This window comes from Variovorax sp. GW821-FHT10D07 (genome assembly GCF_059415325.1).
On the sequence record NZ_JBWKMZ010000010.1, the window covers coordinates 21,232 to 46,992 of the forward strand.

General features: G+C 72.5%; 13 protein-coding genes. All 13 read right to left on the reverse strand.

The window, feature by feature from the left end; all coding sequences use genetic code 11:
- Window positions 1-190: 190 nt before the first annotated feature.
- The 13 genes from AC07PU_RS26020 to AC07PU_RS26080 all read right to left on the reverse strand — a co-directional run bounded on the left by AC07PU_RS26020 (window position 191) and on the right by AC07PU_RS26080 (window position 25,753).
- Complete coding sequence (locus tag AC07PU_RS26020) at window positions 191-1,201, reverse strand: FecR family protein (RefSeq protein WP_495321457.1); 1,011 nt, start codon at window positions 1,199-1,201, stop codon at window positions 191-193.
- Window positions 1,202-1,313: 112 nt separating this feature from the next.
- Window positions 1,314-1,832, reverse strand: coding sequence for an RNA polymerase sigma factor (locus AC07PU_RS26025; protein ID WP_218159363.1), 519 nt, complete (start codon window positions 1,830-1,832; stop codon window positions 1,314-1,316).
- Window positions 1,829-2,425, reverse strand: a complete 597-nt coding sequence (locus AC07PU_RS26030) for a secretin and TonB N-terminal domain-containing protein (protein ID WP_495321458.1) — start codon at window positions 2,423-2,425, stop codon at window positions 1,829-1,831. Before AC07PU_RS26030 ends, AC07PU_RS26025 begins: the two co-directional genes overlap by 4 nt.
- Window positions 2,426-2,656: 231 nt before the next feature.
- On the reverse strand, window positions 2,657-2,890 hold the full coding sequence (locus tag AC07PU_RS26035; protein ID WP_093341882.1) for a hypothetical protein: 234 nt from the start codon (window positions 2,888-2,890) through the stop codon (window positions 2,657-2,659).
- A 26-nt stretch (window positions 2,891-2,916) separates the two neighbouring features.
- The gene (locus tag AC07PU_RS26040; protein ID WP_495321459.1) at window positions 2,917-3,453 is read right to left on the reverse strand and encodes a YbjN domain-containing protein; all 537 of its coding nucleotides are present in this window, start codon (window positions 3,451-3,453) and stop codon (window positions 2,917-2,919) included.
- A 46-nt stretch (window positions 3,454-3,499) separates the two neighbouring features.
- Window positions 3,500-4,441, reverse strand: coding sequence for a peptidylprolyl isomerase (locus tag AC07PU_RS26045; protein ID WP_495321460.1), 942 nt, complete (start codon window positions 4,439-4,441; stop codon window positions 3,500-3,502).
- A gap of 22 nt (window positions 4,442-4,463) precedes the next feature.
- Window positions 4,464-5,234 carry a hypothetical protein gene (locus tag AC07PU_RS26050; RefSeq protein WP_495321461.1) on the reverse strand — a complete coding sequence of 257 codons (771 nt, stop codon included), beginning with the start codon at window positions 5,232-5,234 and terminating at the stop codon, window positions 4,464-4,466.
- Between the two features lie 10 nt (window positions 5,235-5,244).
- Complete coding sequence (locus AC07PU_RS26055) at window positions 5,245-7,044, reverse strand: putative porin (protein WP_093342445.1); 1,800 nt, start codon at window positions 7,042-7,044, stop codon at window positions 5,245-5,247.
- A 50-nt stretch (window positions 7,045-7,094) separates the two neighbouring features.
- On the reverse strand, window positions 7,095-7,841 hold the full coding sequence (locus AC07PU_RS26060) for an energy transducer TonB family protein (RefSeq protein ID WP_256222422.1): 747 nt from the start codon (window positions 7,839-7,841) through the stop codon (window positions 7,095-7,097).
- 10 nt (window positions 7,842-7,851) lie between these two features.
- Window positions 7,852-8,262 (reverse strand): ExbD/TolR family protein, encoded by a 411-nt coding sequence (locus AC07PU_RS26065; protein WP_057590202.1) that lies wholly within the window; start codon window positions 8,260-8,262, stop codon window positions 7,852-7,854.
- A gap of 10 nt (window positions 8,263-8,272) precedes the next feature.
- Window positions 8,273-10,156 (reverse strand): DUF2341 domain-containing protein, encoded by a 1,884-nt coding sequence (locus tag AC07PU_RS26070; RefSeq protein WP_093341878.1) that lies wholly within the window; start codon window positions 10,154-10,156, stop codon window positions 8,273-8,275.
- A gap of 77 nt (window positions 10,157-10,233) precedes the next feature.
- Window positions 10,234-11,925 (reverse strand): ShlB/FhaC/HecB family hemolysin secretion/activation protein, encoded by a 1,692-nt coding sequence (locus AC07PU_RS26075; RefSeq protein WP_093341877.1) that lies wholly within the window; start codon window positions 11,923-11,925, stop codon window positions 10,234-10,236.
- Window positions 11,926-12,169: 244 nt separating this feature from the next.
- Window positions 12,170-25,753, reverse strand: coding sequence for a filamentous hemagglutinin family protein (locus AC07PU_RS26080; protein WP_495321462.1), 13,584 nt, complete (start codon window positions 25,751-25,753; stop codon window positions 12,170-12,172).
- Window positions 25,754-25,761: the final 8 nt, after the last annotated feature.

Here is a 25,761-nt window from a genome sequence, read left to right on the forward strand (position 1 = left end):
GGTCCGGTGCGGCGGCCAGGGCGTGCGGGGAACGCGGGCTTCACCGGGGCAGGATGGAGGGGCGGCATGACAGGAATCTTTCAGTGGCGTTTCGAATGGACAGGAAGCCATGCGATGGCTTTGCCCATAGACGAATGCCGACGACGAAAGCTGTACACCTCGCCGCGCATCGGCGGCGAAGAATGCCGCCTCAGTGCAGGATCACGATGCCGCCTGGCAAGGCTGTGAGCTCGAGCCGGAACAGCCGCTGGATCTGCGCCAGCGCCTTGTCGAGGTCGTGGATATGAAAGCGCCCGCTGACCGGCTTGCCCGCGAGCCCGCTGCCCAGCAGCATCACGCGGCCCGGCCGGTAGCGGTTGATCTCGTCGACCACCTGCGCGAGCGCGGTGCGCTGGAAGCGCAACACGCCCTCGCGCCAATCGGAACGCTCGCCGGCCTCGATGCTGCGCACCGGCTGCGGCTGGCGGCCCTCGTACACCAGTTCCTGCGCGGCGCGCAGCGCGAGCGACTCGGCGCCGAGCGTCACGCGCACCTGGCCTTCGAGGCAGCGCACGCAGACGCTGCGCGCATCGGTGTGGCGCACCTCGAAGCGCGCGTCGACGGCCTCGATGCGCCCGAGCGCCGCGCTCACGGTGAAGGGCCGGCCGCGCCGCATGGCATCGACCGCGACCTCGCCGCCGATCAGCTCGATGCCGGCGGTCTCGCCCTGCGCGGCCTGCAGCGCGATGCTGCTGCGCGTGTTCATCTCGACCGTGAGGTCGGGCGCGAGCGCGAGGCTGCGCTGCTCGCCGGTGCCGGTGCGGTAGTCGGCCTGCCAGCTCTCGGGCGCGGGCCACAGGCCCAGCGGCGGATGCATGACGACCACGCCGGCCGCGACCGCCGCGGTGGCGATGCCGGCACCGAGGAAGGCGCGGCGCGGCAGCGTGCGCACGGGCTGCGCTGCCGACCGCGGCGCGGCCCGCAAGGCCGCGAGTGCGGGATCGTCGGCACCGGCCAGCGCGGCCGCGCCGGCCATGTCGCGCCACAGCCGGTAGGCGCGGCCGAAGGCCTGGGCATGGGCTTCGCTGAGCGCGCACCAGCGCTTGAGCGCGCGCGCATCGCGGGCCCGCGCGCTGCCCGAGGCCAGGCGCTGCACCCAGGCATGGGCCTGGCGCTCGAGGGCCTCGGCATCGCGCGGCGGCATGGGGGACGAATCGGACACGTTCAACGGCCTCGCAAGGAACCAACACCGGGCCGCGGCGCGCCTGCGCGCGGCGCCCTCTTCTTCCAGACGTTTGTCGCGGCCCGGAACTGCACGGCGGCGGCGAGGAATTTCATCGCGTGCGCTCCACGATGTACTCGTGCGCGCGCCGCAGTTCGCGGTCGACCAGGCTCAGCGACACGCCGAGCCGGTCGGCCACCTCCTGGCGCGGCATCTCGTCGACGCGCACCAGGATCAGCACGTGGCGCCGGCGCGGCGGCATCTCCTCGATGATCGCGGCCAGCTGCGCGAGCTCCGAGCGCCCCAGCGCCTCCTGCGCCGGGCCGGGCGCGGGATCGCTGAGCTCGGCGAACACCTGCTCGACCTCCTCGCCGTTCATGAAGCGCGCCTCGGCGCGGATGCGGTCCAGCGCCACGTTGGTGGCCATGCGCATCAGGTAGCTCAGCGGGTACTGCACGGGCTCGCGCGGGTCCTGCGCCTCGGTGGCGCCGGCCTGCAGCCGCAGCCAGGTGTCCTGCAGCGCATCGCCCGCGAGGTCGGCACTGCCGAGCTGCAGCGTGAGCCGGCGCTTGAGGTCGTCGTAACGGCCCACCAGGTAGTCGCGCAGCATGCCGAAGCTGGAACCGCTCACCGTGCCGCCCCCATGCGCGCATCGCAGCGCCAGCCACCGCCCTCCGCGCGCGGCGCGATCAGCATCACGTAGGGCGGCTGCTCGGCGCCGGCCAGCGGCGGCCGGCCCAGCTGCACATCGGCCAGCGCCGCGAGCACCGCGCGGTCGCGCGCGGCATCGCCGGTGGACCCGAGCAGCAGCGGGCGCACCACGCGGCCCTGCGCGTCGAGGCCGAAACGCAGCGCCGCGCGGAAATCGCCCGTGGCCAGTCGCGGGTCACCGCAGAAGGCCTCGTTGACGCGTGCCTGCACCAGCCCGTCGTCGGGCCCCGGTGCGCGCGCCGCTTCGGCCGGTGCTTCAGTGGTTGCCGGCGCGCCGGGTTCGAGCACGAAGGCATCGGGCGCGGTGTAGTGGATCGCGAGGCCGGTGCCCTCGAGCAGCCGCTGCAGCGCCACCTCGGGCGTGTAGCGGCCCTGCACCGCCGCGCTGCTGCGTCCCGCGATCGACTCGGCCGTGTAGAAGCCCGAGCGCCCGGTGAGCGCGCCATAGGCATCGAGCGCGCCCTGCAGCGGCTGCACGCGCAGGTCGAAGCGCAGCAGTCCGGCGGACGGCATCGTCGAGGGAGTGGATGGCAACGCAGGTTCTGCGGCGGCGATCGGGTTCAGGAACGCCATGCACCCCGCCAGTGCGAGCGCACCGGCCGACGGGACCGTGGTTGCCATACGCGGGACATGCTCATGCCATTTCGGAGGAAGGGAGCGAAGCGGCGGCACCGCGGCGCGGCCGTTGTTCGGAGGCGATGCTAGGCAGAAAGTTTGACGGCGGCGTGACGCGCGCCGTGCGTTTCACTTCGGCCGCGTCGGCGCGAGCGCGCGCCGCGCCGCGTTGAGCTCGGCGTTGGTGATGTGCAGGTCGGCCATGACGCGCGCGAGCATGTCGAGCAGCGCCTCGCGCTGCCGCAGCCGCACGGTCTCCGCGCGCCGCGCGCGCTGCACCTGGCGCGCGGTGGCGTGGATCGCGCGCAGCGTCGGCGAGTCGTGGCCGTCGAAGGACTCCCCGGAACGAAGGCTGTCGGGCATCGCGCTGGGATGCGTTCGGCGCGCGCTCAGGCGGCGGCTTCGACCCGGTCGGCGGCACCAGCGGCCGGCGCTGCGCCGTTGGCGGCATCGCCGCGCGTGGCGGCGGCCGGGCCGTAGTTGCGCAGGTGCAGGAAGAACTCGCCCATCATCTGCATCCACAGGCGGGCGCTGAACGCGAGGTGCGCGGGCGTCACGCCGCCGGCGACCACCACGTCCATCTCGAGCACCACGAAGTCGCCGTGCTGCGCGACGCGCGCGAAGCGCTTGCTGCGGTGCCAGGCGGCCAGCACGGCCTCGGGCAGCGTGCCGCCCTGCACGTGCAGCGGGCAGCTGAAGGTGAAGTCGGTGTACTGGGTGGTGGTGACGGGATTGCCCCACAGCACCTGGAAGCCGATGCCGTGGCTGGCGCTGTGCAGGCGGACCACGCCGTCCTGCTCGATGGTGGAGACGGCGGCGCCGGCGGCCTTGATGGCGTCGGAGACCTGTTCGGGCGTGACCGCGTCGAGCAGGTCGAGGGCCTCGGCGGGCGTAGCGGTGGTGGTGTCGGTCGGGGTGTTCGTCATGAGGTTCCCTGTCTGTGGATGGTGGTTGTTGGTTGTGGAAGGCGGTTCAGTTGGTCTTGCGCAGCGCGGCGTCGAGCGCGGCGGCATCGATGCTCAGCTGCGTGGCCGGCGCGAGCTGCGCCAGGTGGGCCTGGATCAGCTGCTGCTGGCGCTGCTGGCGCAGCGCGGCCTGCAGCTGCGGGCGCATCTCGTCGAGCGTGGCGGTGCGCGCGGGCTGGCTCTCGAGCAGCTTCACGACGTGGAAGCCGGCGGCCGATTGCACCGGGTCGCCGACCTGGCCGGTCTTGAGCTTGCCGACGGCGTCGCGCACCTCGGGCAGCATGCGCGCGAGCGGCAGGTTGCCGACCTCGCCGCCGCGCTCGGCGCTGCTCTTGTCCTGCGACTTCGCGCGTGCGAGCGCCGCGAAGTCGGTGCCGCGCGCCTCGCGCGCCAGCTTCTGGGCTTCCTCGCGCACCTTGGCGACGGCCGCGGGCGCGGTGTCGGGGGTGGCGAGGAAGATCTGTGCCACGCGGTAGGTGGCCGGCAGGTTGAAGCCGGCCTTGCCCTGCTCGTAGGCGGCGGTGAGTTCGGCATCCGACGGATAGCCCGCCGGCACCTGGCTCACCGACTCGAGGTAGCCGGTGGTCACGATGCGGGCCGTGAGCTCGCGCACCGCGGCGTCGATCTTGGCCTTGACCTCGGGCTTGTCGGTGAAGCCCTTGTCGCGTGCCTCCTTCAGCAGCGCCTCGCCGAGCAGCCGCTGGCGCAGCCAGCCCTCGACGCTGGCGCGGTTGTCCTTGACGGCCGCGCGCTCGGCATCGGGCAAGGCCTGCAGCAGCTTCTCGACCTCGTCCTGGCGCACGGTGAGGTCGCCCAGGCGGGCGACCACCGGCGCGCCGCCGGGCGCGGCGATCTGCTGCGCCGCGGCGCCGAGGCAGGCCGACGAGGCCAGCAGCAGCGCGACCAGCGTGCGCAGGCGCGCGGGAGCAAGGGGTTTCTTCGGGTTCATGGGCTGGGTTCCTTCTGGCCGCTCACTTCGCGGCGGGTGCCGATGCGGCGGCGGCCGGCGGCGTGGCCGCGGCCTCGGCCGGCTTGGGTGCATTGACGGCGCGCGCGTCGAAGCGGCCTTCGTACAGCTTGTCGCCGTACTGCTGCGCGATCTGCTCGAACTTCACGCGGCTCTGGGCCGCGAACGGCTGGCGCGCGGCGAACACGCTGCCCATGTCCATGGTCTCGTAGGCGCGCAGCACCTCCTGGCCCACGGCATAGAGCTGCGTGTTCTTCGCCTCGCACTGGGTGAGCGCGGTGCGCTGCGTGCCGGTCTCGGCCAGCAGGCGCTGGCGCTCGGCTTCGGAAGCGCGCGCGGTGCGCAGCAACTCTTCGTAGGCGCTGCGGAACTGCGCGATCTGGCCGCCGGACTTCTCGGCCGCAGCCTGCGCCTGCTGGCGGATCTGCTCGACGCCGGCACTGGCCTGCTCGCGCGCCTGGCGCTCGCCGGCGAGCTGGGACTGGGCGCGCGCCAGGTCCTTGCGCAGCGCCTCGACTTCGGCCGCCGGTGCGGGCGCGGCTGCGCCCGGTGCCGCGGCGACCGGCTTGCCGGCCTTGAGCGCGGCCAGCTCGTTCTGCGCCTGCTGCAGCTGCGAGGTGGTGATGCGCAGCTGCGCACGCAGCCGCTCTTCCATGCTCTGCGCACCGGCCGCGGCCGGTGCGCCCTGGGCGTGCGCGCCGCCGGCCAGGCCGGCCTGACCGGCGAAGGCGAGCGCCAGGACGAGCGCTGGGGTCTTGAAATGGGATCGGGCCACGGCGACGTCCTCAGAAGCGCGCATTGAGTTCGAGCTGCAGCGTGTCGATCGACAGCGGCGGACCATAGACCTCCTTGGTCGAGATCCAGCGGCCGGTGAACCAGAGGTTCTTGTCGAACGCGTACGAACCGCCGAGGAAGTAGCCGCGCGCATTGGTGCCGCCGCCATGGAAGGTCGAGTCGTTGTAGCCGTCCGGCAGCGCATCGGGTTCGATGCGCTTGTAGCCCGCGAGCACGTTCCAGTCGCCGCGCGCGGCCGGTGCCGGGCGGCCGTAGGTGGCCTGCAGCATGAAGGCGTTGCCGCCGCTCTTGTAGTCGGCCTGGGTGGTGCCGCCGGTGTTGCCGAAGTTGTTGACGATGGCACCGCGGATGCCCGCGCGGCGCCAGATGTCGTTGGCGTCGTAGGCGGTGTTGCGGATGAAGTTGGCGTCCAGGCGCAGGTTGTTGCCCGCGACCTTGGTGTCCCAGCGCATGTTCAGGTCGACCAGGCGGAACTTCGAGGCCAGGCCCACGTACTGCGGCTGCGGCGTGCCGGCCGGGTTGAGCGGGTCGAGCGAGATGTCGCGCAGCAGCATGAGCGTGTTGCCCTTCTGCATGAAGGCCGGGCGCGACCAGTCGGTGCTGCAGCCGTCGGCGCCCGCGTACAGCGCGCAGGGCTCGGAGACCTTGCCGCTGATGTTGCGGAAGTTGTAGTACGCGAGGGCGCCGCGCAGGCGGTTGTCGTCGTCGATCTTCCAGTCGGCGCCGACCTGCGCGCCGAACAGCCACTTGTTCTCGCTCTTGGCCTTGTCCTGGCTGCGGCTGGGCGCGTTGTCCGAGGAGTACTCGAGCGGGATCAGGCCCACCGTGCCGAACAGCGACAGGTCCTTGTTGCTCGCCAGCGCCTTGTCGAACTGGAACGCGATGCCGTCGAAGTTGAGGTCGCTCGAGAACAGCGTGTCGGTCGACATGAAGGGGTTGCCGAAGCGGCCGCCCGTGACGGTGAGCCAGTCGACCGGCTTGTGCGAGATCCACATCTGGTCGAGCCAGACGCTCTTCTTGCTCAGGCCGCCGCCCAGGGTCTGGGTGGTCGAGACCGGGTTGTCGTCGCTGCCCGAGGCCAGGCGCACGCCGGCCTTGGTGTTCTCGCTGAGGTCCGCGAAGATGCCCACGCGGGCCCGGGCGCGGAACAGGTTGCGCCGGTCCTGGCGCGTGTTGAGCAGCGAGGGCAGCGCGAGGTTGGTGTTGGGGTTGACGTCGTAGCCGCTGCTCTTGTTGAGGTCGGGCCAGTTGATCTCGATGTTGCTGTTGTTGCCCGCATAGCTGCGCGACTCGTTGCGCACGCGCACGTCGCCTTCGAAGCGGATGCGCTTGCTCCACTCGGGCGTTTCGTTGGGCGCGGCCCAGCCTTCGTCCTTGGCCTGCGCCATGACCTGGGCCTTGACCTCGTCGCGGATCTGGTCGCGCACGGTCTGCGAGATGTAGGGCACGCGCACGTCGCCCGGCTCGAGCCGCAGGCCACCGGCGCTGGCGCCGGCCACGGCACCGGCCGACACGGCGGCCAGCCGCTGCTGGGCCTGCTGCGAGGCCATGGCTTCGGCCTGGGCCTGCGCCAGCAGCGCCTCGCCCACGTCCTTGGCGAGCGTGCCGCTCTGGATCAGGCCGCGGATCAGCTTGACCATGGCGGTCTCGCCGGCCGGTCCGGCCGGGGCCGACTGGGCGGCCGCGCCGCCCGCGGCCAGCGCGAAGGCCGCGGCCACCGCGGCGGCCAGCGCGCCCTGGCGCAGGGCCGGCGCGAGGCGTCGGGCTGGGGAATATTTGGAGGGGTTCATCGCTTCGTTCACAGGATTGAATGGGGGGATGGGCGGGGCTTCGGCGTGCGTCACTGCCGGCGCCCCTTCATGGACACGCGCATCGGGAAGCGCAGCGAGGCCGGTGGCTTCTCGTCGAAGCGCTCGAGGCCGCGCACCATTGCCAGCACCGCTTCGTCGATGTCGGTGGTGCCGGTGCCGCGCACCAGTTGCGCCCGCGTGGTCCGGCCCTCGGCGTCGAGCCAGATGTCGATCTGGATGTCGTCGAAGCCCAGGTTGCGGGTGCGCGGGTCGCGCAGCAGCGCCTGCTGCAGCACGCTCGCGGCATAGCGCGAGAACGAGCCGCTGCCCAGGCCGCCGCCGGCACCGGTGCCGCTCATGCCGCCGCCGCTGCCGGCCTGGATGCCGAAGGCATCGCTGCCCGCCTGCGCGGCGCTGTCCATGGTCACGGGGTCGCCGAGGTCCTTGTTGGGACTGGGCGGGGTGTCGTCCTTCGGTGGCTCCAGCGGCTCGATCGGCTTGGGCTCGGGCTCGGTCACCGGCTTGATCTTTTCCGGCTCGGGCTCGGGCAGCTTCTCGGGTTCGGGCGGCGGGGGCGGTGGCGGCGGCAGCATCAGCGTGGGAGCGTCGGCCACCACGCGCTTCTGGCTCGCGGTGTCGGCCAGCAGATACCACACGAGCGCCGCCAGCAGCGCCAGCAGCACCGTGCCGATGGCCCAGCCGCCCCAGCGGCGCCACAGCGCGTGCGCGTCGGCAGGCGCGCCGCCGCCGGCCGCGGCGCGGCCCTCGAAGGCGAAAGTCGGATCGCGAGGTTTCACGCGCCGGTCCTCACTTCTGCTTGCCGGTCACGAGGCCGATCTGGTTCAGCTCGATGCGGCGCAGCAGGTCCAGCACGTCGACCACCTTGGCGTACTGCACGCTCGAATCGCCGCGCACGATGACGGGGAAATCGGGCGACAGGGCCTTCTCGGTGCGCAGGCGCTCCTCGAGCTCCGGCAGCGAGACCGGGTAGGCGTCGAGGAACACGTTGCCCGCGTTGTCGATCGTGATGGCCTTGGTCTTGGGCTTCTCCAGCGCCACCGAGGAACTGGCCTTCGGCAGGTCGACCTTGATGCCCGGGATGCTGGCGTTGCTGGTGAGGATGAAGATCACCAGCACGACCAGCAGCACGTCCACGAACGGCGTGATGTTGATGCCGCCGGTGCGCTTGCGCACGGCGAACTTGGCTGCGTTGGGCATGTGCGTCGCCTCAGGCCGGAACCTGTGCCGGCGAGGTCCAGCCGCCACGTGCCGCGTTGTCGTCGGCCGTGCGGCGCGCGCCGCCCTGGGCCGCCACGGCCGCGGGCACCGACCTGCCCTCGCCCTGCTCTTCGGCCAGGCGCGTCACGAACTCGTCGACGAACACCGCCATGTCGGCGCCGATGGCGTCCGAACGCGAGGCCAGCCAGTTGTAGCCGAACAGCGCGGGGATCGCGACGCCCAGGCCGGCGGCGGTACACAGCAGCGCGGCCGCCATGCCCGGTGCCACCGAGTTGATGTCCACGGCACCGGCCATCGCCGCCACCACGAACACCAGCATGATGCCGATCACGGTGCCGAACAGGCCGACGTAGGGCGCGCCTTCGATGGTGGTCGAGAGCCAGTTCATGCGCTTGGACATGCGTTCGGTCTCGCGCACCATCACGCCGTCCATGGCGGCGCGGATGGCGCCGATGGTCGCGCTCGACACGGCGCTCAGGTCATAGCCGCGTTCGTGGCGACGGCGCATCTCTTCGATCGCCACCTGGTAGAGGCGCCACAGCGAGGAGTCGTTGCGGACTTCCTGCGACACGGTGTTGCTGATCGCGAGGCGGTCCAGCGGGGCGCCGGCGGCTTCGCGGAAGTGCTCGATGAAGCGGGCATTGGCGCGCGAGGTGGCGCCGTAGCTGCGGCCCTTGCCGATCATGATGGCCCACGACAGCACCATCATCAGGCCCAGCAGGCCGACGACGATCCAGGCGTCCAGCGGCATCGCGGCCAGGATGAAGCCGAAGTGGCTCTTGCCGGCCTGCTGCTCGTCGGCACCGAAGGCCGTGAGGCGCGATTCGGCGCCTTGCGAGACGGCGTCGGCCAGCAGCAGCGCATCGCCGCGAGCGACCTTCGACAGGCGCACTTCGTCGATCGCGCCGGTGAACGGCGCCCAGGCGGCGGGTGCGGGAGCGTTCTGGCCGGCGGCCGGTGCGACCGGCGTGGCGGCCACATCGGCGCCGAGCGCGGCGGCCGTGTTCAGCGCCGGCAGGCGCGCGGCCAGCGACACCGCGGGGCGGCCACCGACGTACAGCGCGACGCTGTCGCCCTCGGCCTTGACCGCGATGTGCGACCACTGGCCGGCCTGCACCGGCTGCGCCGGGGTGCTGCGCTGGCCGTTGACCTGCACGAAGGGCACGCCCTGGTCGATGCCGACCAGCAGTTCGCCCGCGCCGTCGCGGCGCGCATAGATCACCTGGCGCGCGCCGAGCTGGTCGGGCCGCACCCAGGCGGAGAAGGTGAAGCTGGAACCGGCGGCCAGTGCCAGCGAGGGTGTGGCGGGCAGCATCAGCGGGGCGCCGGCGAACTGCGCGCCCTTGCCGATCACCGTGCCTTCGGCCGGCACGGTCGGGGTCTGGCCGTTGTTGCCGTAGGCGGTCGTGTCACGCGGCGGCACCGCGCCTTCGGCGAAGTGGTAGACCAGCGTGTAGTCGGGATCGAAGCTGCGCTGGCCGTTGCCCGAGGCCGGGGCCTTGGGGTTGCCGTAGTACATCCAGAGCTTCTGCGGCGTGCCGGCCGAGACGTTGGGCACGTCGACCCAGACCAGCGCGATGCCCAGCAGCGGATCGAACTGCTCGATCTGGTGGTTGAGCACGGTCTTGTCGTCGCCGGCCACGAAGCGCAGGTCGGCACCGGTCTCGCTCACGCCTTCGAACTTGAAGTTGCCCGTGTGCAGGCGCACCAGCACCGGCACGCGGCCGGCGTCGCTGCCGATGGCGCCGGCCTGCGGGCCGCCGTCCACGGTGATCGGCTTGCGATAGGCCCATTCGGGCTGCCACCATGCATGGGCCAGGCCCGGCAGGAGCGTGCTCAACAGCGTGAGCGCGAGGAAAAGAAAGCGTCGCATGACAGGGGTTCTCCGGAAAGCTCGTGGAAAAAAATTCTTGAAAGTGGCGTTGCCGCGTTCGGATTCGGGTTCGGTGATCAGTAGCTGGCGTTGATGCTGAAATTGACCTGCGTGTCGCCCTTCTTCGTGCGCGGGCCGTCCTTCAGCGGACGACCGACATCGATGCGGCCCGAGAAGTACTGGCCGACCTTGAAGGTGGTGCCCAGGCCCACCGAGGCGAGCGCGAAGCGGTCGGCCTGTTCGGGCAGCGGGTTCTTCAGGCGCAGACGCGCGCCGTCGAAGAAGGCATAGGCGCGCCAGCCCTCGACCCAGGGGTTGAGCCAGGTCAGCGGCGGCGTGCGCCATTCGACCGAGCCGACCACGCCGTAGTCGCCGGTGGCCTCGGCCGAGAGATAGCCGCGCACCGAGTTCATGCCGCCGCCGGCGATCTGTTCGCTCGACACCAGCGGCGAGTCGGTCATCTGGCCGTTGACGCGGAAGGCGAGCTGCGAGCCGCCCTCGAAGGTGTAGCTGCCGTTGAGGTCGGTCTTCAGCACCATGAAGCTCGGCGAGGACTTGTAGCGCTTGTAGTCGAACTGCGCCTGGTCGCTGCCGTAGCTGAAGAAGCTGCGCGTGCCCACCACCAGCGACACGCCCACGCCGTACTGGCTCTTCTCGGTCTGGCGCAGGCCCGAGTACGACAGCGTGATCGGCGCGTACTTGAGCGGCACCTCGTCGCTGCTGTTCTTGAGCGTGAGCGCCTCGCGGTTGTTCTTGAGGTCGACGCCGGCGCTGAACGAATGCCACCAGTTGCCGGCATTGGGCACCGTGTAGGTGGCCTTGATGCCGAGCGAGTGGCCCTTGCCGAGCACGTCGGTGCCGCCCACGGTGGCCACGTTGCTGTCGGACCAGAAGGCCGAGCCCTCGAGCGACCAGTTGCTGTTCGGCAGCGGCGCCAGGTACGAGGCCGACACCACCTGCGTCTGCTTCAGGTCCTGCGGCGCGCCGAAGAAGCTGATCGAGGCGCTGTGCCCGAGCTGCCACAGGTTGTCGTGGCCGATCGAGGCCGAGGCGCGCAGCTTGCGCGTGTCGGCGCTGTAGTCGTTGTTCAGGCCGACGCTGGCGCGCCACGGGCTCTGGTCCTCGACCTTGAGGTCCACGTCCATGGTGCCGGGCATCGCGCCCTGGCGCACCAGCGGCATCACCTGCCGCTTCGGACCGCGGTTGAGCGCGGCGAGCTGCGACTGGGCCTTGTTGAAGTCGGGCACGGTGCCCTCCTGCAGCGCGGGCACCTGGTCGCGCACGTCCAGCGGCGAGTTGTACTCGGCGCCGACCACGCGCACGCGGCCGACGCGGGTCTCGCTGACCTGCAGGAACACCACGCCCTGCGCGACCTGCTGTTCGGGCAGGTCCACGTAGACCGACTGGTAGCCGGCGGCCTGGTAGGCGGCGAGCAGCGCGTCGCGTGCGCCCTCGATGTCCTTGAGGGTGCGCTCGGGACCGAGGAAGGGCGTGACCGCCTTCTCGATCGCGCGAGCGTCCAGCGCGGTGTTGCCGCGCACGATGTATTCGGTGACGTCGACCTTTCGTTCGGGTGCGGCCGGCGCGGCAGCTGCCGCGGCCGCGGGGGGCGGGTTCTGGTTCGGGGCCTGGGTGTCGGCGGGTGCGGCGGCCGCCGGCGCGGTGTCCGCGGCTTGCGCCGACGCGACCCCGTGCGCACTCAGCGCCAGCACTGCCAGCCACACCGCTCTCCAGCACATCGGTGGGGCGTTCTTCTTCAAGTCATGCATTTCCAGCTCGGTTCTCAAGGATGAAGCTCGCTCGGCAGCGGCCCATGGTGGAGAGCCTTCATGTCGCCGCTGCGTACGTTTCCTAGACGCCCGGCAAGCGCGGCGACTGTCGTTTGTCACGAAAACTTCATCAAGAAAAGTCGGACGGGTCCTGCACGGGGTCGTCGCCGCACATAAGAAGAAGGGCCTCCACGCGGGAGGCCCTTGCTGGAATGACGCGGCGGATGCCGCGTGGTCCTTCGTGCTACTGCTTGAGGTTGCGGCGCTCGCCCGGCGTCAGCGACTGCATCTGCGCGGTGCTCAGCGCGCCGGCGCCGAGCACCTGCACCACGCCCTTGGGGTCGTAGGCGGCGCCGGTGGTGCCGCGCTCGCGCGCGCCGCCGTTGCCGGCCGGCGCGCCTTCGGGCGCCTCGTTGCCGAAGCCCAGCACCCGCACCGTGAACACCGAGGGCAAGGCCTTCCTCGCCTCGGCGCGCTCGCGCTGCAGCGAGTCCTGCGCCGCGATGCCGGCCTGCGCGGCCGCCGCGCTGGCGTTCGAGAGCGCGCCGACGTTGACCGCCGCCACCACCGGGATGCCGGTGGACTTGCCCTGCACCTGGATGTTCTCGGCATTCACCACGTGCAGCGCCGCCAGGTTGACGTTGCCCGAGACGCGGATGCCGGCCTCGCCCGCGTCGATGGTGCCCAGCGGCGCGATCAGGTCGATGTCGCCCGGCGGGATCTCGGCGATCGGGTTCAGGGTGGCGATGCCCGCGCCGGTGGTCGGCGCGTTGGGCGACAGCGTGACGTTGCCCACGCCGTCGTAGACGCGCCGCTGCGGCGTGTAGACCACCGTGGTCTTGGCACCGCGCCCGGCGTTGATGTCGCCCTCGGCCGACCAGCCCAGGATGTTGCCGCCGAAGGTGGTGAAGATGCGGCTCTGGCCCATCAGGATGCTGCCGTGGGCGTAGATGTTGACGTCGCCCTCCCCCTGCGTCATCACGCCCGAGCCCGGCCCCGGCACGAAGCCGCCGTCCACCCCCACCAGCGTGCGCCCGCCCGGCGTCATCACGTGCACGTCGCCGCCGAACTGGGTGTGGATGCCGGCGTCGAGCACGTCGTAGAAGTTCACGTCGTAGGCCGGGCTGCCCAGCGCCTCCCACTCGGCCTTGGTGATGTAGGTCTTGCCCGGCGTCGGACGGTCCTTGCCGACGCCGTTGCTGACCACGTAGCCGTCGATGTAGATCGCGCTGCTGAACAGCGTGAGGTCGCCCTCGTAGCTGCGCGGGCGGCCTTCGGCATCGGTGTCGGGCAGCAGGGTGGCGATGGCCTCGCGGCCGCGCAGGTAGCTGCCGCGGCGCTTGCCGCCCTCCTCGTTGTATTCGCGGCCCGAGGCCTTGAGCTCGGCGTAATAGACGTTGCGCAGGAAGGCACGCTGCTGCTCGGCCGGCAGCGCCGCGAAGAAGGCGCGCGCGTCCATGGTGGCGGCGTCGAAGTGCAGGCCGAGGCGGTTGGCCCCGCCGAAGCGCTCCGTGAGCCAGTTGACCAGGTGCAGCCGGCTCTCGACCTTGTACTCGCGCGCCAGCGAGCGGTTGGCCGCGCTGTCGCCGCGCGAGAGCGCCTGCTGGCGCTCGCGGTCGAGCTCCACCTGCTTGCGCGCCAGGAAGGCCGGGGCGCCGGCCTCGTCGCCGTCGTAGCCGAATTCGCGCACGAGCCATTGCGCGAGCGACAGCGCGCCGTTGTAGACCGCCACGGCCTTGCCCGGCTGGTCGGCCAGCGGCTGGCCCGGATCGGCCAGGTTGGCCGGATCGAGGTAGCGCTTCGCGAAGGCCTGCCAGTCGGCGCCCGCGCCCATGCCGGCCGACACCGCCACGCTGGCGCCGCTGCTGCGGTCGCCGGGCTTCACGTCGACCACGGCGCCCAGTGTCTTGACCTCGCCGCGGTCGGCGAAGTAGAGATCGCGCCCGGCCGTCACCTCGAGCAGGCCCGGGCCGGTGACGTAGAAGCTGCTGTGGCGGATGTCGCGGCCGGCCTCGACCACCGAGATGTCGTCGGCCAGGCCGTGCGAGATCAGGTTGCCGCGGCCCTCGCCGATGGTGTCCTTCTGGCCCAGGCGCGTGCCCGAGTCGGTGATGTCGCGGCCCGCGCGCACCGCCACCGGGATCGAGCCGTCGTAGCGCGTGCCTTCGCGGCCCAGGTGGCCCAGGCTCGCCATCTGGCCGAAGCGCAGGCCAACGATGTCGCCTTCCACCGCGTAGTAGCGCGCCGGCTCCTGGCCTGTCGCGGCATAGGCCGAGGTGGCCTGGCTCGCGAAGGTGAACAGCGGTGCGTTCGCATAGCGGCCGCTGGAGTTCGCGAGCCAGTCGGTCCGCTCGTTGACCACCGACGGATGCAGGTTGTGCACCAGCATCGGACTCAGGCCGTAGGGGCCGCCGCCGGTGTAGGCGATCAGTCCCATGAAGCCCGGACGGAACGGGCTGGTGAGCGCCGCCGGGTCGGCGGTCGACGCGGTGATCGCATAGCCGCTGGCCTGGATCGAGTCGCGCGCCAGCAGTTCGAGCACGCCCTTGCCGGTGACGTTGGTGTATTGCTCGCCCTGCGGCGCCGGCGAGAGCGTGAGGCCGAACTCGGTGCGCGTGAAGGCCGCGCCGTTGTTGGCCAGCAGGTTCGCGGTGCCCACGCCGTAGTAGAGGCTGCCGCTGGCCGCGACCGCGCGCAGGATCGACGGATAGAAATGGCCCTGGTAGGTCGCGCCGACGTTGGTGTCGCGGCGCGCGTTCACCACGTCCTCGGCCACGGCGCCCTCGCCCCAGGCGGTGGTCGGCGTGAGGTTGCCGCCGGCGCTGAACAGGTCCACGCCGGTGGCCGGGGTCCACAGCGAGAACCAGCTGTAGCCCTGGCCCGTGTATTCCTTGCCCTGGTAGCCGAACGGCGTGGCGTTGAGCAGCTTGGTGCGGCCCGCGTCGGCCACGCCGCCGAGCACCAGGTCGCCGCGCGCGTCCAGCCGCGCCGCCGAGTCGCCGAGCACCAGCACCGGTCCGCCGCTGGCACCGGCGCGGCCGGCGCTGTAGGGGTCGCCGCCGCGCGAGTCGAGCTGGTCGCGCGTGCCCACGCCCACGTCGATGCCGCCGATGGCGCCGGCCTGCACGCGCAGCGCGCCGCGCAGGTTGACCAGCGTGCTGTTGAGGTCGTGCTCGTTCCTGCGCAGCGTCGCGTTCGGGTTCAGGGTGCCGCCGATGCGCAGGTCGAGGTCGCCGCCGCCCGTGAGCACGAGCTCGCCGCCGGGCGTCATGCGGCCGGTGCTGGCCACGGCCAGGTGCAGGCCTTCGCTGCGCGGCACCCGCGTGGTGTAGCTGCGCAGCGGACCGTCGTTGAAGTAGACCTCGCCGCGCGGGCCGATCATGCCGGCGTCGCGCCCGGCCTCCACCACCAGGTTGCCGCCGCCCAGCGTGCCGAAGCCGGTGAAGCCCACGAGGTAGGGGTCGTTGGTGTAGCTGTTGCCCCCGTACGGGTAGTACTCGCCGTTCGCGCCCACCACGTAGGTGCCGAAGTTGATCCACCAGGCCGCGGGCCGCGCGTCGGCGCCGGTCGCGACGCTGCCGCTGCCCTGGCGCCAGAGCCAGGTGCCGGTGGCGGTCGAGCCGATCTGGCCGCGCATCTCGGACAGTTCGAAGCCCTGGCGCGGGCTGCCGCCGCTGCCGACCAGGTCGCCGCGCAGGTCGCCGCCGGCGCGCAGCAGCAGGTTGCCGCCCTGCTCCGGATACCAGGCCGCGTAGAGGCTGCGCGCACCGCCGTCGATCAGGTGCTCGTAGGGCTTGCCTTCGATGGGGAACAGGATCGAGCCGTCCTTGAGCAGGCCGCGGGCCTGGTCGTAGAGCCGATCGGCCGCGCCGCCCACGCCGGGCGCGGTGGCGGTGCCGGCCGTGTAGACGCCGTAGGGCGAGCGCAGCGTGAGGTCGCCGCCCGACACCAGGTCGAGGTCGCCGGTGCCGGTGCGCAGCACGCTGAACAGCTGCTCGCGCGCCGGGTGGTAGGCCGCGACGCGGTCCGGCGGCACGGCCGGCTTGTCGACGGTGGCGTATGCGCCGTAGCCGTAGTCGTTCATTTCGGCGGGGTCGTTGACGACCATGCCCCACATGCGCAGCTCGTCGACCTGCTCGGGCGTCATCGGCGTGCCCGGAACGATCTGGAAGCTCAGCACGTACTCGCCGAAGAAGTCGATCACCAGCTTCTCGCCCGCGTCCGGTCCCCAGAAGTAGGTGGCCGGCGAGCCCGTGCCCGGCACGTCGCTGACCTTCGCGCCGAGGCCGAAGTGGGTGTCGGCCAGCTGCAGCCGGCCCGTGGCGTGCGGCTGCGCGAGGCGGGTGTCGGCCGCGCCGAGGTCGGCGCCGGCCACGAGGCGCAGGTCCCACGACAGCGAGCCCGCGGGCAGCATCGGCGCCAGCGCCCAGGTACGGCCCTGGTTGCCGTCGGCATCGGCGGGCCGCAGGTTGATCATCTCGACGCCGCCCGGCAGCTTGACCTGGGTTTCCGAGGGCACCACCGCGCCCTTGGCCAGCGCGAGCGGGCGCGACAGCGACATGCCCACCGGCAGCGGCACGCCCGCGGGCCAGATGCCCGCGGCCATGCGCACCGCGGCCGGCAGGCGGAAGCCCGCGGCCAGGCGCGTGCCGGCCGGCAGCGTCACGGGCTCGCCCAGCACCGAGCCGGCCGCATGCAGCAGCTTGCCCGCGGCGTCGCGCACGTCCGCGCCGAGCACCAGGCCCGCGGGCACGGTCAGCGGCTGGTCGAGCACCATCGCCCCCGGCAGTTGCGTGCCCGAGGGCAGCGTCACGGCGGCGGCCGGCAGGTCGAAGTTGAGCGTGCGGCCCTGCTCGAAGCCGGTGCCGGTGTCGAGCGTGACCAGGCCGCCGTGCGGGATCACGAGGTCGCCGCCGAAGGGAATCCGGCCGCTCGGCAGGATCCAGCCCTTGTCGTCGGGCGTGGCGCCGCGCACCAGGCGCGAGCCGTCGAAGCCGTCGTTGATGCTGCCGAAGACCTCGAGATTGCCCGGCGCGCGGATCACCAGCGCGCCCGGTTCGCCCGAGCCGTAGGCCAGGGTCTTCTGCGTGCGCGGGTTCACGCTCGCGTAGCGGTGGCCCGAGAGGTCGATGTCGCCGTCCACGTGCAGGTCGCCGTCGGGGTTGATCACGGCGTCGGTCACGATCTGCACGCCGGGGCGCAGGTGGAAGCGCTCGCCCTGCGCGCGCAGGCCCGCGAGGCGGCCGTTCATCAGCGCGCCGTTGCGCAGCGCGGCCTCGATGAAGGTCTCGCTTTGGCCATGCAGGCGGTCGAGGTAGGCCTGGTCGATGACCTGGTAGGTACGGCCGTCGACGCTCTTGTCGGTGCCCTTCGTCGCGCTCTTGTCGGTGACGAAGGCATTGACCGCGACCGACTTCGCGCCCTGGATGACGATGCTGCCCGCGGCCTCGATGGCCACGTCGTCGGCGCCGCGGCGCGGTGCGTTGAGCGCCACCGTGCCGTAGTCCTTCGCGGCGCCGGCCACGCGCAGGTCCATGCGCGCGCCGCTGGCGATCGAGAGCGTGCCGCTGCCGGCATCGAGCTCGATGACCGCGCGGTTGGGCGCGTCGATGGCCTGGCCGTAGCTGTCGCGCCGCAGCACGCTGGCGCTGGCATCGAGCACCGCCGTGCCCGCGAGCGACACGCCGTCGCGCGCGGCCAGCCGGATGCTGCCGGCCTGCTCGCCGCTGGCGTCGATGCGACCTTCGACCGTGAGCCGGCCGCCGTCGACCGAGAGGTTGATCTCGCGCGCCTTGAGCTCGTCGCCGACCACCAGGTCGCCGCGCTTGAGCTGGAAGCTGCGCACGCCGAAGGCGCCGCCCTCGTTGAGGCGCGCGTTGAGGCCCTGGAAGTCGGCGATGGTCTGTGCGCGCAGCTCGATGTCGCCGGCTGCGTAGGGCACCAGCGTGCCGCCCGCGTCGTAGGCGCCGCTGCTGCCGGCCGCGATGGCGCCGCGCAGGTCGATCGTGCCCGCGCCGGCATCGAGCGCCAAGGCATCGAGGCGGCCCGCGCGGTTGTTGCGCGCCGACAGGTCGATGCGCGCGCCCGCCGCCTGCGCGATGTTGCCGGCGCGGCTTTCGAGCACCAGGTCGCCGCCCCAGCCGTACTTGCTGACGTCGAAGAAATCGACGCGCCGGCCCGCGAGGTCGAGCATCGAACGCTCGCCCAGCAGCAGGTCGCCTTGCGCGACCAGGCTCAGCTTGCCGCTGGGCAGCAGCACCGTGGTGTCGAAGCGCAGCTGGCCGCCCGCGTCGAGCCGCAGCTCGGCGCCCAGCGCCTCGGGCGCCACCGCGCCGACCGCCGGTGCCACCGCGCCCTCGGGCGCCGTCACCGCGATGCGGCCGCCCGCGCGGATGTCGTTGACCGAGCCGGCCTTGCCGGTCATCAGCGGCGTGGTGATCAGCAGCTCGCCGCCGCTGCGGTCGAAGGCCTTGGTGCTGTCGTTCCAGGCCCCCTGCGACTGGTAGACGCCGAGGCTGCCGCGGTGGTTGGCCGTGATGCGTTCGCTGGCGTTCAGCGCCACCGTGCCGAAGCCCAAGGTCAGGCGGTCGTGCGAGATCACCGACTTGGGCTGGGTCTGGGCCGCGTAGCCGAACACGATCTCGCGCGCATCCACCTCGAGCCGGCCGCTGCCGGTGCCGGCGCCGCCGCTCATCACGCCACCGGCCGGCGAGGCCGAGCCGTTCCACACCAGCGTGTCGGTCTCGATGCGCGCCACGTCGCCGGCGCCGCCATGGCCGTAGATGGCCGGCGTGGTCAGCACCAGTTGCGCCAGCGAGGGCTGGCCGTTGGCGGACGACAGCGTCGACAGCCGCACCGATTCGTAGAAGTTGACCGAGTCGCGCGCGGTCAGCACCAGGTTCTCGAGCGCCGGTGCGCCGGTGCTGGTGTCGCCGCGCAGCAGGCGGTCGAGCACCTGCTGGTTGAGCGTCATGCCCGCGGGCAGCGCACCGCCCGCGCGGGCGCGCTCCAGCGCCTCGGCGCTGCCGACGTTGATGCCGCCCACGGCCAGCACCAGGTTGCGCGCGCCGTAGCGCACCGAGTCGCCGAGCTCGAAGGCGCGGTCGGTCGCGGCCGTGATCGTGCCCTCGGCATAGAGGGTGGTGGTGCCGCCGCAGCGCACGCTGCCGCCGCACACGCCGATGCGGATCGGCCCCTGGCCGTAGCGGGTGTCGGTGCTCAGGCTCGGGGCCAGCATGTCGAGCCAGCCGTTGGAGACCGCGAGCACCGACACATCGCCGGGCTTGAAGACGTAGCCGGCCTTCGAGTCCCAGGAGACCGGGCCGCGGCGCAGCGTGTCGATGGCCGCGCCCTGCTCGAGCACGATGCCGCCGTCGCGCTGGCCCGCGACCAGGAACACCTGCGGCGCCGACAGCACGGCGCCTTCGCGCAGCACGATGCCGCTGGCGGCCTGGTAGGCCGTGCCGAAGCCGGCGAGGTACGAGGACTGGGTGTTGCGCTCCGACTCGAAGCGCGACTGCGGCGCACCGCCGATCGCCATGGTGCCCGCGCCGATGCCGTTGAGCATGCCGGCGTCGAGCGTGACGCCGGTGAAGCCCTCGGTGGGCCCCTTGCCCGCGGCCACGATCTCGAACATGCGCGTGCTGCCGCTCACCACCAGTTCGCTGCCGAAGCCGCCCGGCGCGGCCGCGTGCCGCACCGTGCCTTCGGCGATGCGGATGCCGCGGTCCTCCATCGGCTTGATGCCCGGGGTCAGCGTCAGCCGGCCCGCGTCGCGTTCCAGGCGCGGGCGCGGCACGCCGTCGCGCGCGGCCCAGTCGAGGCCGAACTGGGCATAGCTGGTCTCGTTGTACTGGGAATAGGTGCGCAGCAGGTCGGCCGGCGTCACCACCAGCTGCGTGGTCAGCGCGTCGAGGATGCCGGTGTTGGCGACACTGACCCGGCCCGCGGTGCTGAAGGAGCCGTTGCGCATCGCCTGCGTGGCGCCGAAGGCCGCCTGGCCGCTCGCCAGCCCGTTGAGCTCGACGCGGAAGGCGCCCGGCAGCAGCGCATAGGTCGAGGGCAGCAGCGTGTAGGTGCCCGGCGGCAGGCCCGGCACGCCCGCGCCGATGGTGACCTGGCGCCCGACCATCGGGTCGCCCGCGCCCTTCTCGGGCGCGATCGGCGCGGCACCGGGCTGCGCGCCCGGCACGATGGCGTAGACCGGGTTGGTCGCGAGGCCCGGCAGCACGAAGGCCGCGCGGCCGGTGCCGCTCTGCACCAGCGGGTTGAGCCGCGCGTCGGTGGAGCCGCCGCGGCCCGAGAGGAAGGCCGCGCCGGTCAGCGTGCCGCCGCCCGACAGGTCGATGAGCGCCCCGCCCTGCACGTCGATGCGCTCGCCGAGCAGCGTGACGCCGCCGAAGGCCGACGCCGAGCCGCCGATGCCCACGTAGCCGGCATCGAGGCCGTTGTGGACATAGGTCAGGCCGTCCTTGGTGCCGCCGTAGGGCATGGCCAGGCCGGCGCCGCTGGTCGAGGTGATGCTGCCGGCGCGCAGCAGCACCGTGGAGGCGAGGTCCTCGGCCTGGCCCTCGGGACGGCCCAGCGTCACGCTGCCCAGCGGCGCGCGCACCACGCCGCCCTGGTCGACGTTGGCCGACATCAGCAGCAGAGAGCCGAAGGCCGAGTACGGCACGGCGGGTTCGCCCTCGCCGATGCGCTCCACGCGCAGGCTGCGCGCCGTGTCGTAGAGGTTCTTGTAGTTGCCCCAGGTATCGAACTCGCCCCTCTTGCCGGCACGGATCTCGGCGCGCGCGCCGGTGGCCGGATAGATCTGGCTGGCCGCGAGCACCAGGTCGCCCGCGGTCTCGAGCGAGGTGCGGTCGCGCACCAGCGAGGCCTGCAGCCGCAGGTCGCCCTGGCTGCGCAGTTCGAGGCGCTCGAAGCCGTCGCGCTCGACCTGCACGTTGCCCTCGAGCTCGGGCTGGGCGCCCGCGGTGCCGAAGGCCACGGTCTCGATCACGTCGAGCACCGAGGACTCGATGCGCAGGCCCGAGCCGGCGGCCAGCCGCGGCACGCGCGGATTGACCGGGATCGGCAGGATGTACCTGTCGCGGCCCAGGCCGGTGTTGCCCCCGAGGCGCACATAGGGCGCCGCCAGCAGCACCTGCGAGCCGTCGCCCGAGCCCTGCGCGAGGCTGAAGCTGCCCGAGGTCATGCGCAGGGCCTGGCCGAGCCGCAGGTTCACGCCGTCCTCGAAGCTGATCACGCCGTTGACCAGCAGCGAGAGGCTGTCGAAGCCGCCGGCCTCGATGCGGTCGACGCCAATGCGCGCACGGCCGTAGGCGAGCGCGGCATCGGCCTGGCCCGGGCGCAGGTCGGCACGCAGCGAGTCGGGGCCCTGCTGCGCACCCACCTTGATCTCGCGCAGCGAACGCACGCGCGCGTCGGGCGCGTTGGCCTCGGGATAGGCCGGCGCCTCCAGCGTCAGCCCCAGCGTGCCGCCGGCCGCGCCCGCGCCACCCGCCGCGGCGTGCAGCGTGCCGTCGATGAACAGGCCGTTGAAGCTGCTCAGGTAGATCAGGCCGCCGTCGGAGGCGACCGCCGTGGCGCCGGCCAGCGGCAGGTCCAGCGTCGCGCTGGTGCCCGAGGCCTCGAGCCGCGCGCCGGGGCGCACCACGATGAAGTTGTCGGCGCCCACCGTGCTGGTGGCGCTGGCGTTGTAGCGCCCGCCGATCTGGATGCTGCCGCCGTCGCCGACCAGGCCGTAGCGCCGGCCGCGCAGGTCGGTCGCGATGCGGGCCTCGCCCGACACGTCGAGCACCGCGTGGTCGTCGAGCCAGATCGAGCGGTCATGGCCCTTGGACGAGGCGCCGTCGGAGCCATAGCCGAAGGTCTGCAGCTCGATGCGCCCGCCCGCGGCGCGCAGCGTGCCGTCGATGGTGAGCTGCCCGTTGCCGACGAGCGTGATGGCGCGGCCGGCATCGACCTGCACCCGCGCGTCGCGGCCCACGTCCAGCGGGGCCAGCGAGCCGTAGCCCCAGCCGGCCGTGAGCTGCAGGTCGGCGCCCTGGCGCTGCGTCAGCAGGCCCTTGGCCGCGTTCTCGGTGTATTCGGGCGGCAGCCAGGTCTGGAACACGCCGGCGGTGTCGGCGCCCGTGGGCAGGCTGCGCGCGGCGGTGGTGTCGGCGCGCTGCACCGGCATCTCCACGCGCAGCGCGGCGCCCGGCGCGACCGCGAGGCCCTGGTGGCCGATGAGCTCGTAGCGCGAGAAGCCCGTGCGCAGCAGCTCGCCATCGAGATGCAGCACGCGGCCGACCGCCACGTCGCGGTCGAAGCGCGCGCCCACGGCGATGCGCGTGCCGGCCGCGAACTCGAGGTCGCGCGGCGCCGCGGTGCCGGCCGGGAGCATGGCCGCGGTCGGCTGGATGCCCATGCCCTGCGGGAACACCTCGGGCGACACCACGTAGCGGCTCGGGAAGCCGCTGCCGGACTGGTTCGCGAGGCCGATGATCACCGTGCCGGCCGGCAGCGTCGGCACCTGGCTCCACGAATAGATCGAGTAGGACTGGCCGGCCGCGGTCTGCAGCACGTAGCTGTCGTTGTTGCCGATGGGCTTCGGTGGGGTCCAGCTCGCGGCCAGCGTCAGGTGGGTCTCGGGCCGCGCGCGGTCCACCAGCGGCCCGGCGCCCAGTGCCTCGCCGGGCTGGGCGCGCGTGCGCATGTAGCTGAAGTCGGCCGGCAGCGTGGCACCGGCGTTCACCACGAAACCCTCGCTCGCGATCAGGTCGATCGGCGCGACCTCGCCCGCGGCCAGCACGCCGCGGCCGCCCGCGATCTCGCCGCCGATCACCACCGCGCCGCCCGACTGCAGCCGCAGCGTGCCGCCGCCCTTCATGCCCTGGCTGCGCAGCGCGCCGCCGAGCACCAGTTCGCCGACCGGTTGGCCCACGGTGCCGGCCTGGTAGGCATTGGCGGCCAGCGCGATGTCGCCGCCGCGGCCGCCCTGCACGCTGTGGTCGGCGCGGTAGATGGCGCCGGCCGAGGTGTCGAGCACCGCGCCCTGCGACAGCACCACGTCGCCGCTGGACTGCACGCGGATGCTGCCGCCCGCCACGAAGGGCACGCCCGCCGTGCCCGCGCGGTCGAGCGCGAGGTTGGACCACAGGCCGCGCGCATCGAGCAGCACGTTGTCGGCGATCTTCACGCCGGCCGCGAGCTCGGGCTTGAGCGGCGCCGCGAGGCGGTCGACCCAGCCGAGGCTGGCGCTCCACTTCTGGAACACGTTGCCCAGCGCGATGCTGCCGCCGCGCGCTTCGAGTCCCGCGTCGACCTGCACCTGCGTGGCATGCAGCGCGATGTCGCCGCCCGGTGCCACGCGCACCGCCTCGCGCACCGCGATGGTGTCGGTGGCATGCAGGCGCAGCGCGCCGAGCTCGAGCGCGTCGAGCCAGCCGGCGTCGAGGTGGAGGTCCAGCCCCTCCTCGGCCGCGCCGCCGATGGCGATGCGCTGCGCCACCGCGTCCTCCATGTAGCGCAGGCCCTCGGTCGCCTTGTCGTAGACCGGCGTCTGCTTGCCGACGATCAGCTGTCCGCGCAGCGCCACCGCGGTCTGGGCCTGGCGATAGCCGTCGAAGGACTTGTCGCGCGCCTGCGTCTGGCCCTGGCCCTGGAAGGCGCTGGTGTCGATGTCGCCCTCGAGCGTCGCCTTGGCCGTCGCCACCACCAGGCGGCCCGCGTCGCGGCCCACCGTGTAGCCGTTCTCGAGCCGCTCCTTGGCGCCGATCAGCGGGTTGTAGAAGGCGTCGGTCACGCCCCAGCGCTTGTGCTCCGATTCGAAGCCCTTGTAGAGACCGGTGTAGAGCAGGTCGCCGGGCGCGCGCGAGGCTTCGTAGAGCCGGCCGTCCGAGCCCTTGAGCCAGGTCTGGCGGATCTTGCCGGTCTGCACGTCGAGCGTGCCGCCCGCGAGGTTGATGCTCGAGCCCTTGTCCGTGCGCAGCTCGCCGCCGCCGAACTGCACCGTGCCGCCCTGCGCCGACCATTCGCCGATGCCGTGGCCCGCGATGCCGAGGTAGCCGCCGACCTCGAGCAGGCCGCCGGCCGTGTACCAGCGGTCGGTCTCGTAGCCGTTGGTGCCCGCGGGCACGCGCACCAGGTAGCGCCGGTCGAGCCAGATGTTGTTGTTGAACAGCGCGCGGCCGTCGCGGTTGCGCGGCGCATCGCGCTGCTCGTTGCCCTGCACGTTGATCTCGACGTTGTTGGCCTCCATCGCCACGCGCACGCCGACCGCGCCCGCCACGTCGATGCGCGCGCCCTCGCGCACGCTGCTGCGCTTGGCATCGACCAGCACCTGGCCGCCGGTGGCCAGCGTGAGCGAGTCGCCGAGGAACTCGACCTCGCCGCCGCTGGCGATGCGCACCAGCGACTGGTCGCGCCGGTGCGCCACGCCGTCGCCGGCCTTGTCCGAGTCCTTGATCATCGCGTTGCGCTGCACGTCGAGCGCGGTGGTCGCGCTCTCGTCGAGCAGGATCGCCGTCACGCTGCCGGTCTCGAGCGTCACCTTGCCCGCGGCGTCGGCCGTGTCGTTGAGCAGGTGCACCGTGCCGCGCGTGTGGACCGAGGTGGTCGACACCGCCACGCCCTGCTGGCGCACGTCGCGGCCGGTGAGCGTGATGTCGCCCTGCTCCGCCTGCAGCAGCCCGGTGTTGCGCACCAGCCCGGCGGCGCTGCCCTCGAGGCGCAGCGGCGTGATGGTGTTGCCGCGCGTGGTCGAGGCCTGGTTCTCGTCGGTGCCCAGGCCCTTGCGGATCACGAAGGCATCGCCCGCGGCCAGCATGACCTGGCCGTTGGGCGTGCTGATCTGGCCGTGGTTGTGCGCCTCGCGGCCGGCCAGCAGCACGTAGCCGCCGGCCTCGGTCACCGTCTCGGGGCGGCGCGTCGCGATGCGCGCGCCGGCCTCGACCACCACGTCGCCCGTGGCCGCGCCATGGCTGAAGCTGTTGGCCGTGGTCTGCAGGTCGTTGGCCAGGCTCGGAACGAACTTCGTGCCCTGGGCTTCGCTGTACAGCCCCTTCTTGAACTGCGCATCGCTCATGCCGACGGCCGAGGCCACCAGGTTGCGCGTGTCGACCTGGCTGCTGCCGCTGAACACGATGCCGTTGCGGTTGACCACCATCACCGTGCCGTCGGCCTGGATCCGGCCCTGGATCTGCGAGGGCCGCGCCTGCGGATCGTTGACCCGGTTGAGCACGGCCCAGCTCGGCTGCTGCTCGAACTTCAGCGTGGTGTTGCGCCCGACGTTGAAGGTCTCCCAGTTGAGGATCGCCTGCGGCGCGGTCTGCGCGATGGTCACCTGCGTCTGGCCGCCGTTGTGCGATTCCACCGGCGCGTTGGCATTGGCCCAGCCTGCCGTGAGGCTGGCCGTGTCCACGCGCAGGCCACCCTCGGCCAGGCCGTCGGGCACGCCCTGGCCGCTGGCGATGGCCGTGCGCCGCGCCGCTTCCTGCGCGGCCTGCTGGGCCGCGATGCCGCGCGCCGCGAGGTTCAGGTTGCCGATCGAGCGCTGCAGCTGCTCGCCCGCGCGCTGCTGCTGCGCCTGCGGGCTCACCAGCGCCGAGGCCGGCATGCCGTTGGGCAGCCGGCCGGTGGCCAGCGCGGTGCTCTGCGCCATGTTCTTCTGCGCCATCCAGCCGGCGCTGAAGGCGCGCTGCGCATGCGCGGCGGGCACCGTGGCGCCCGCGGCCAGCATCAGCGCGATGGCATGCACCAGCGGCCGCGGCCGGATCTGGGGAGTGAAGGAAAAGGGGCTGCTCTCGTTGCGCCGGGACACCGTGCTGCTGCTGCGTTGCATGCGGACTT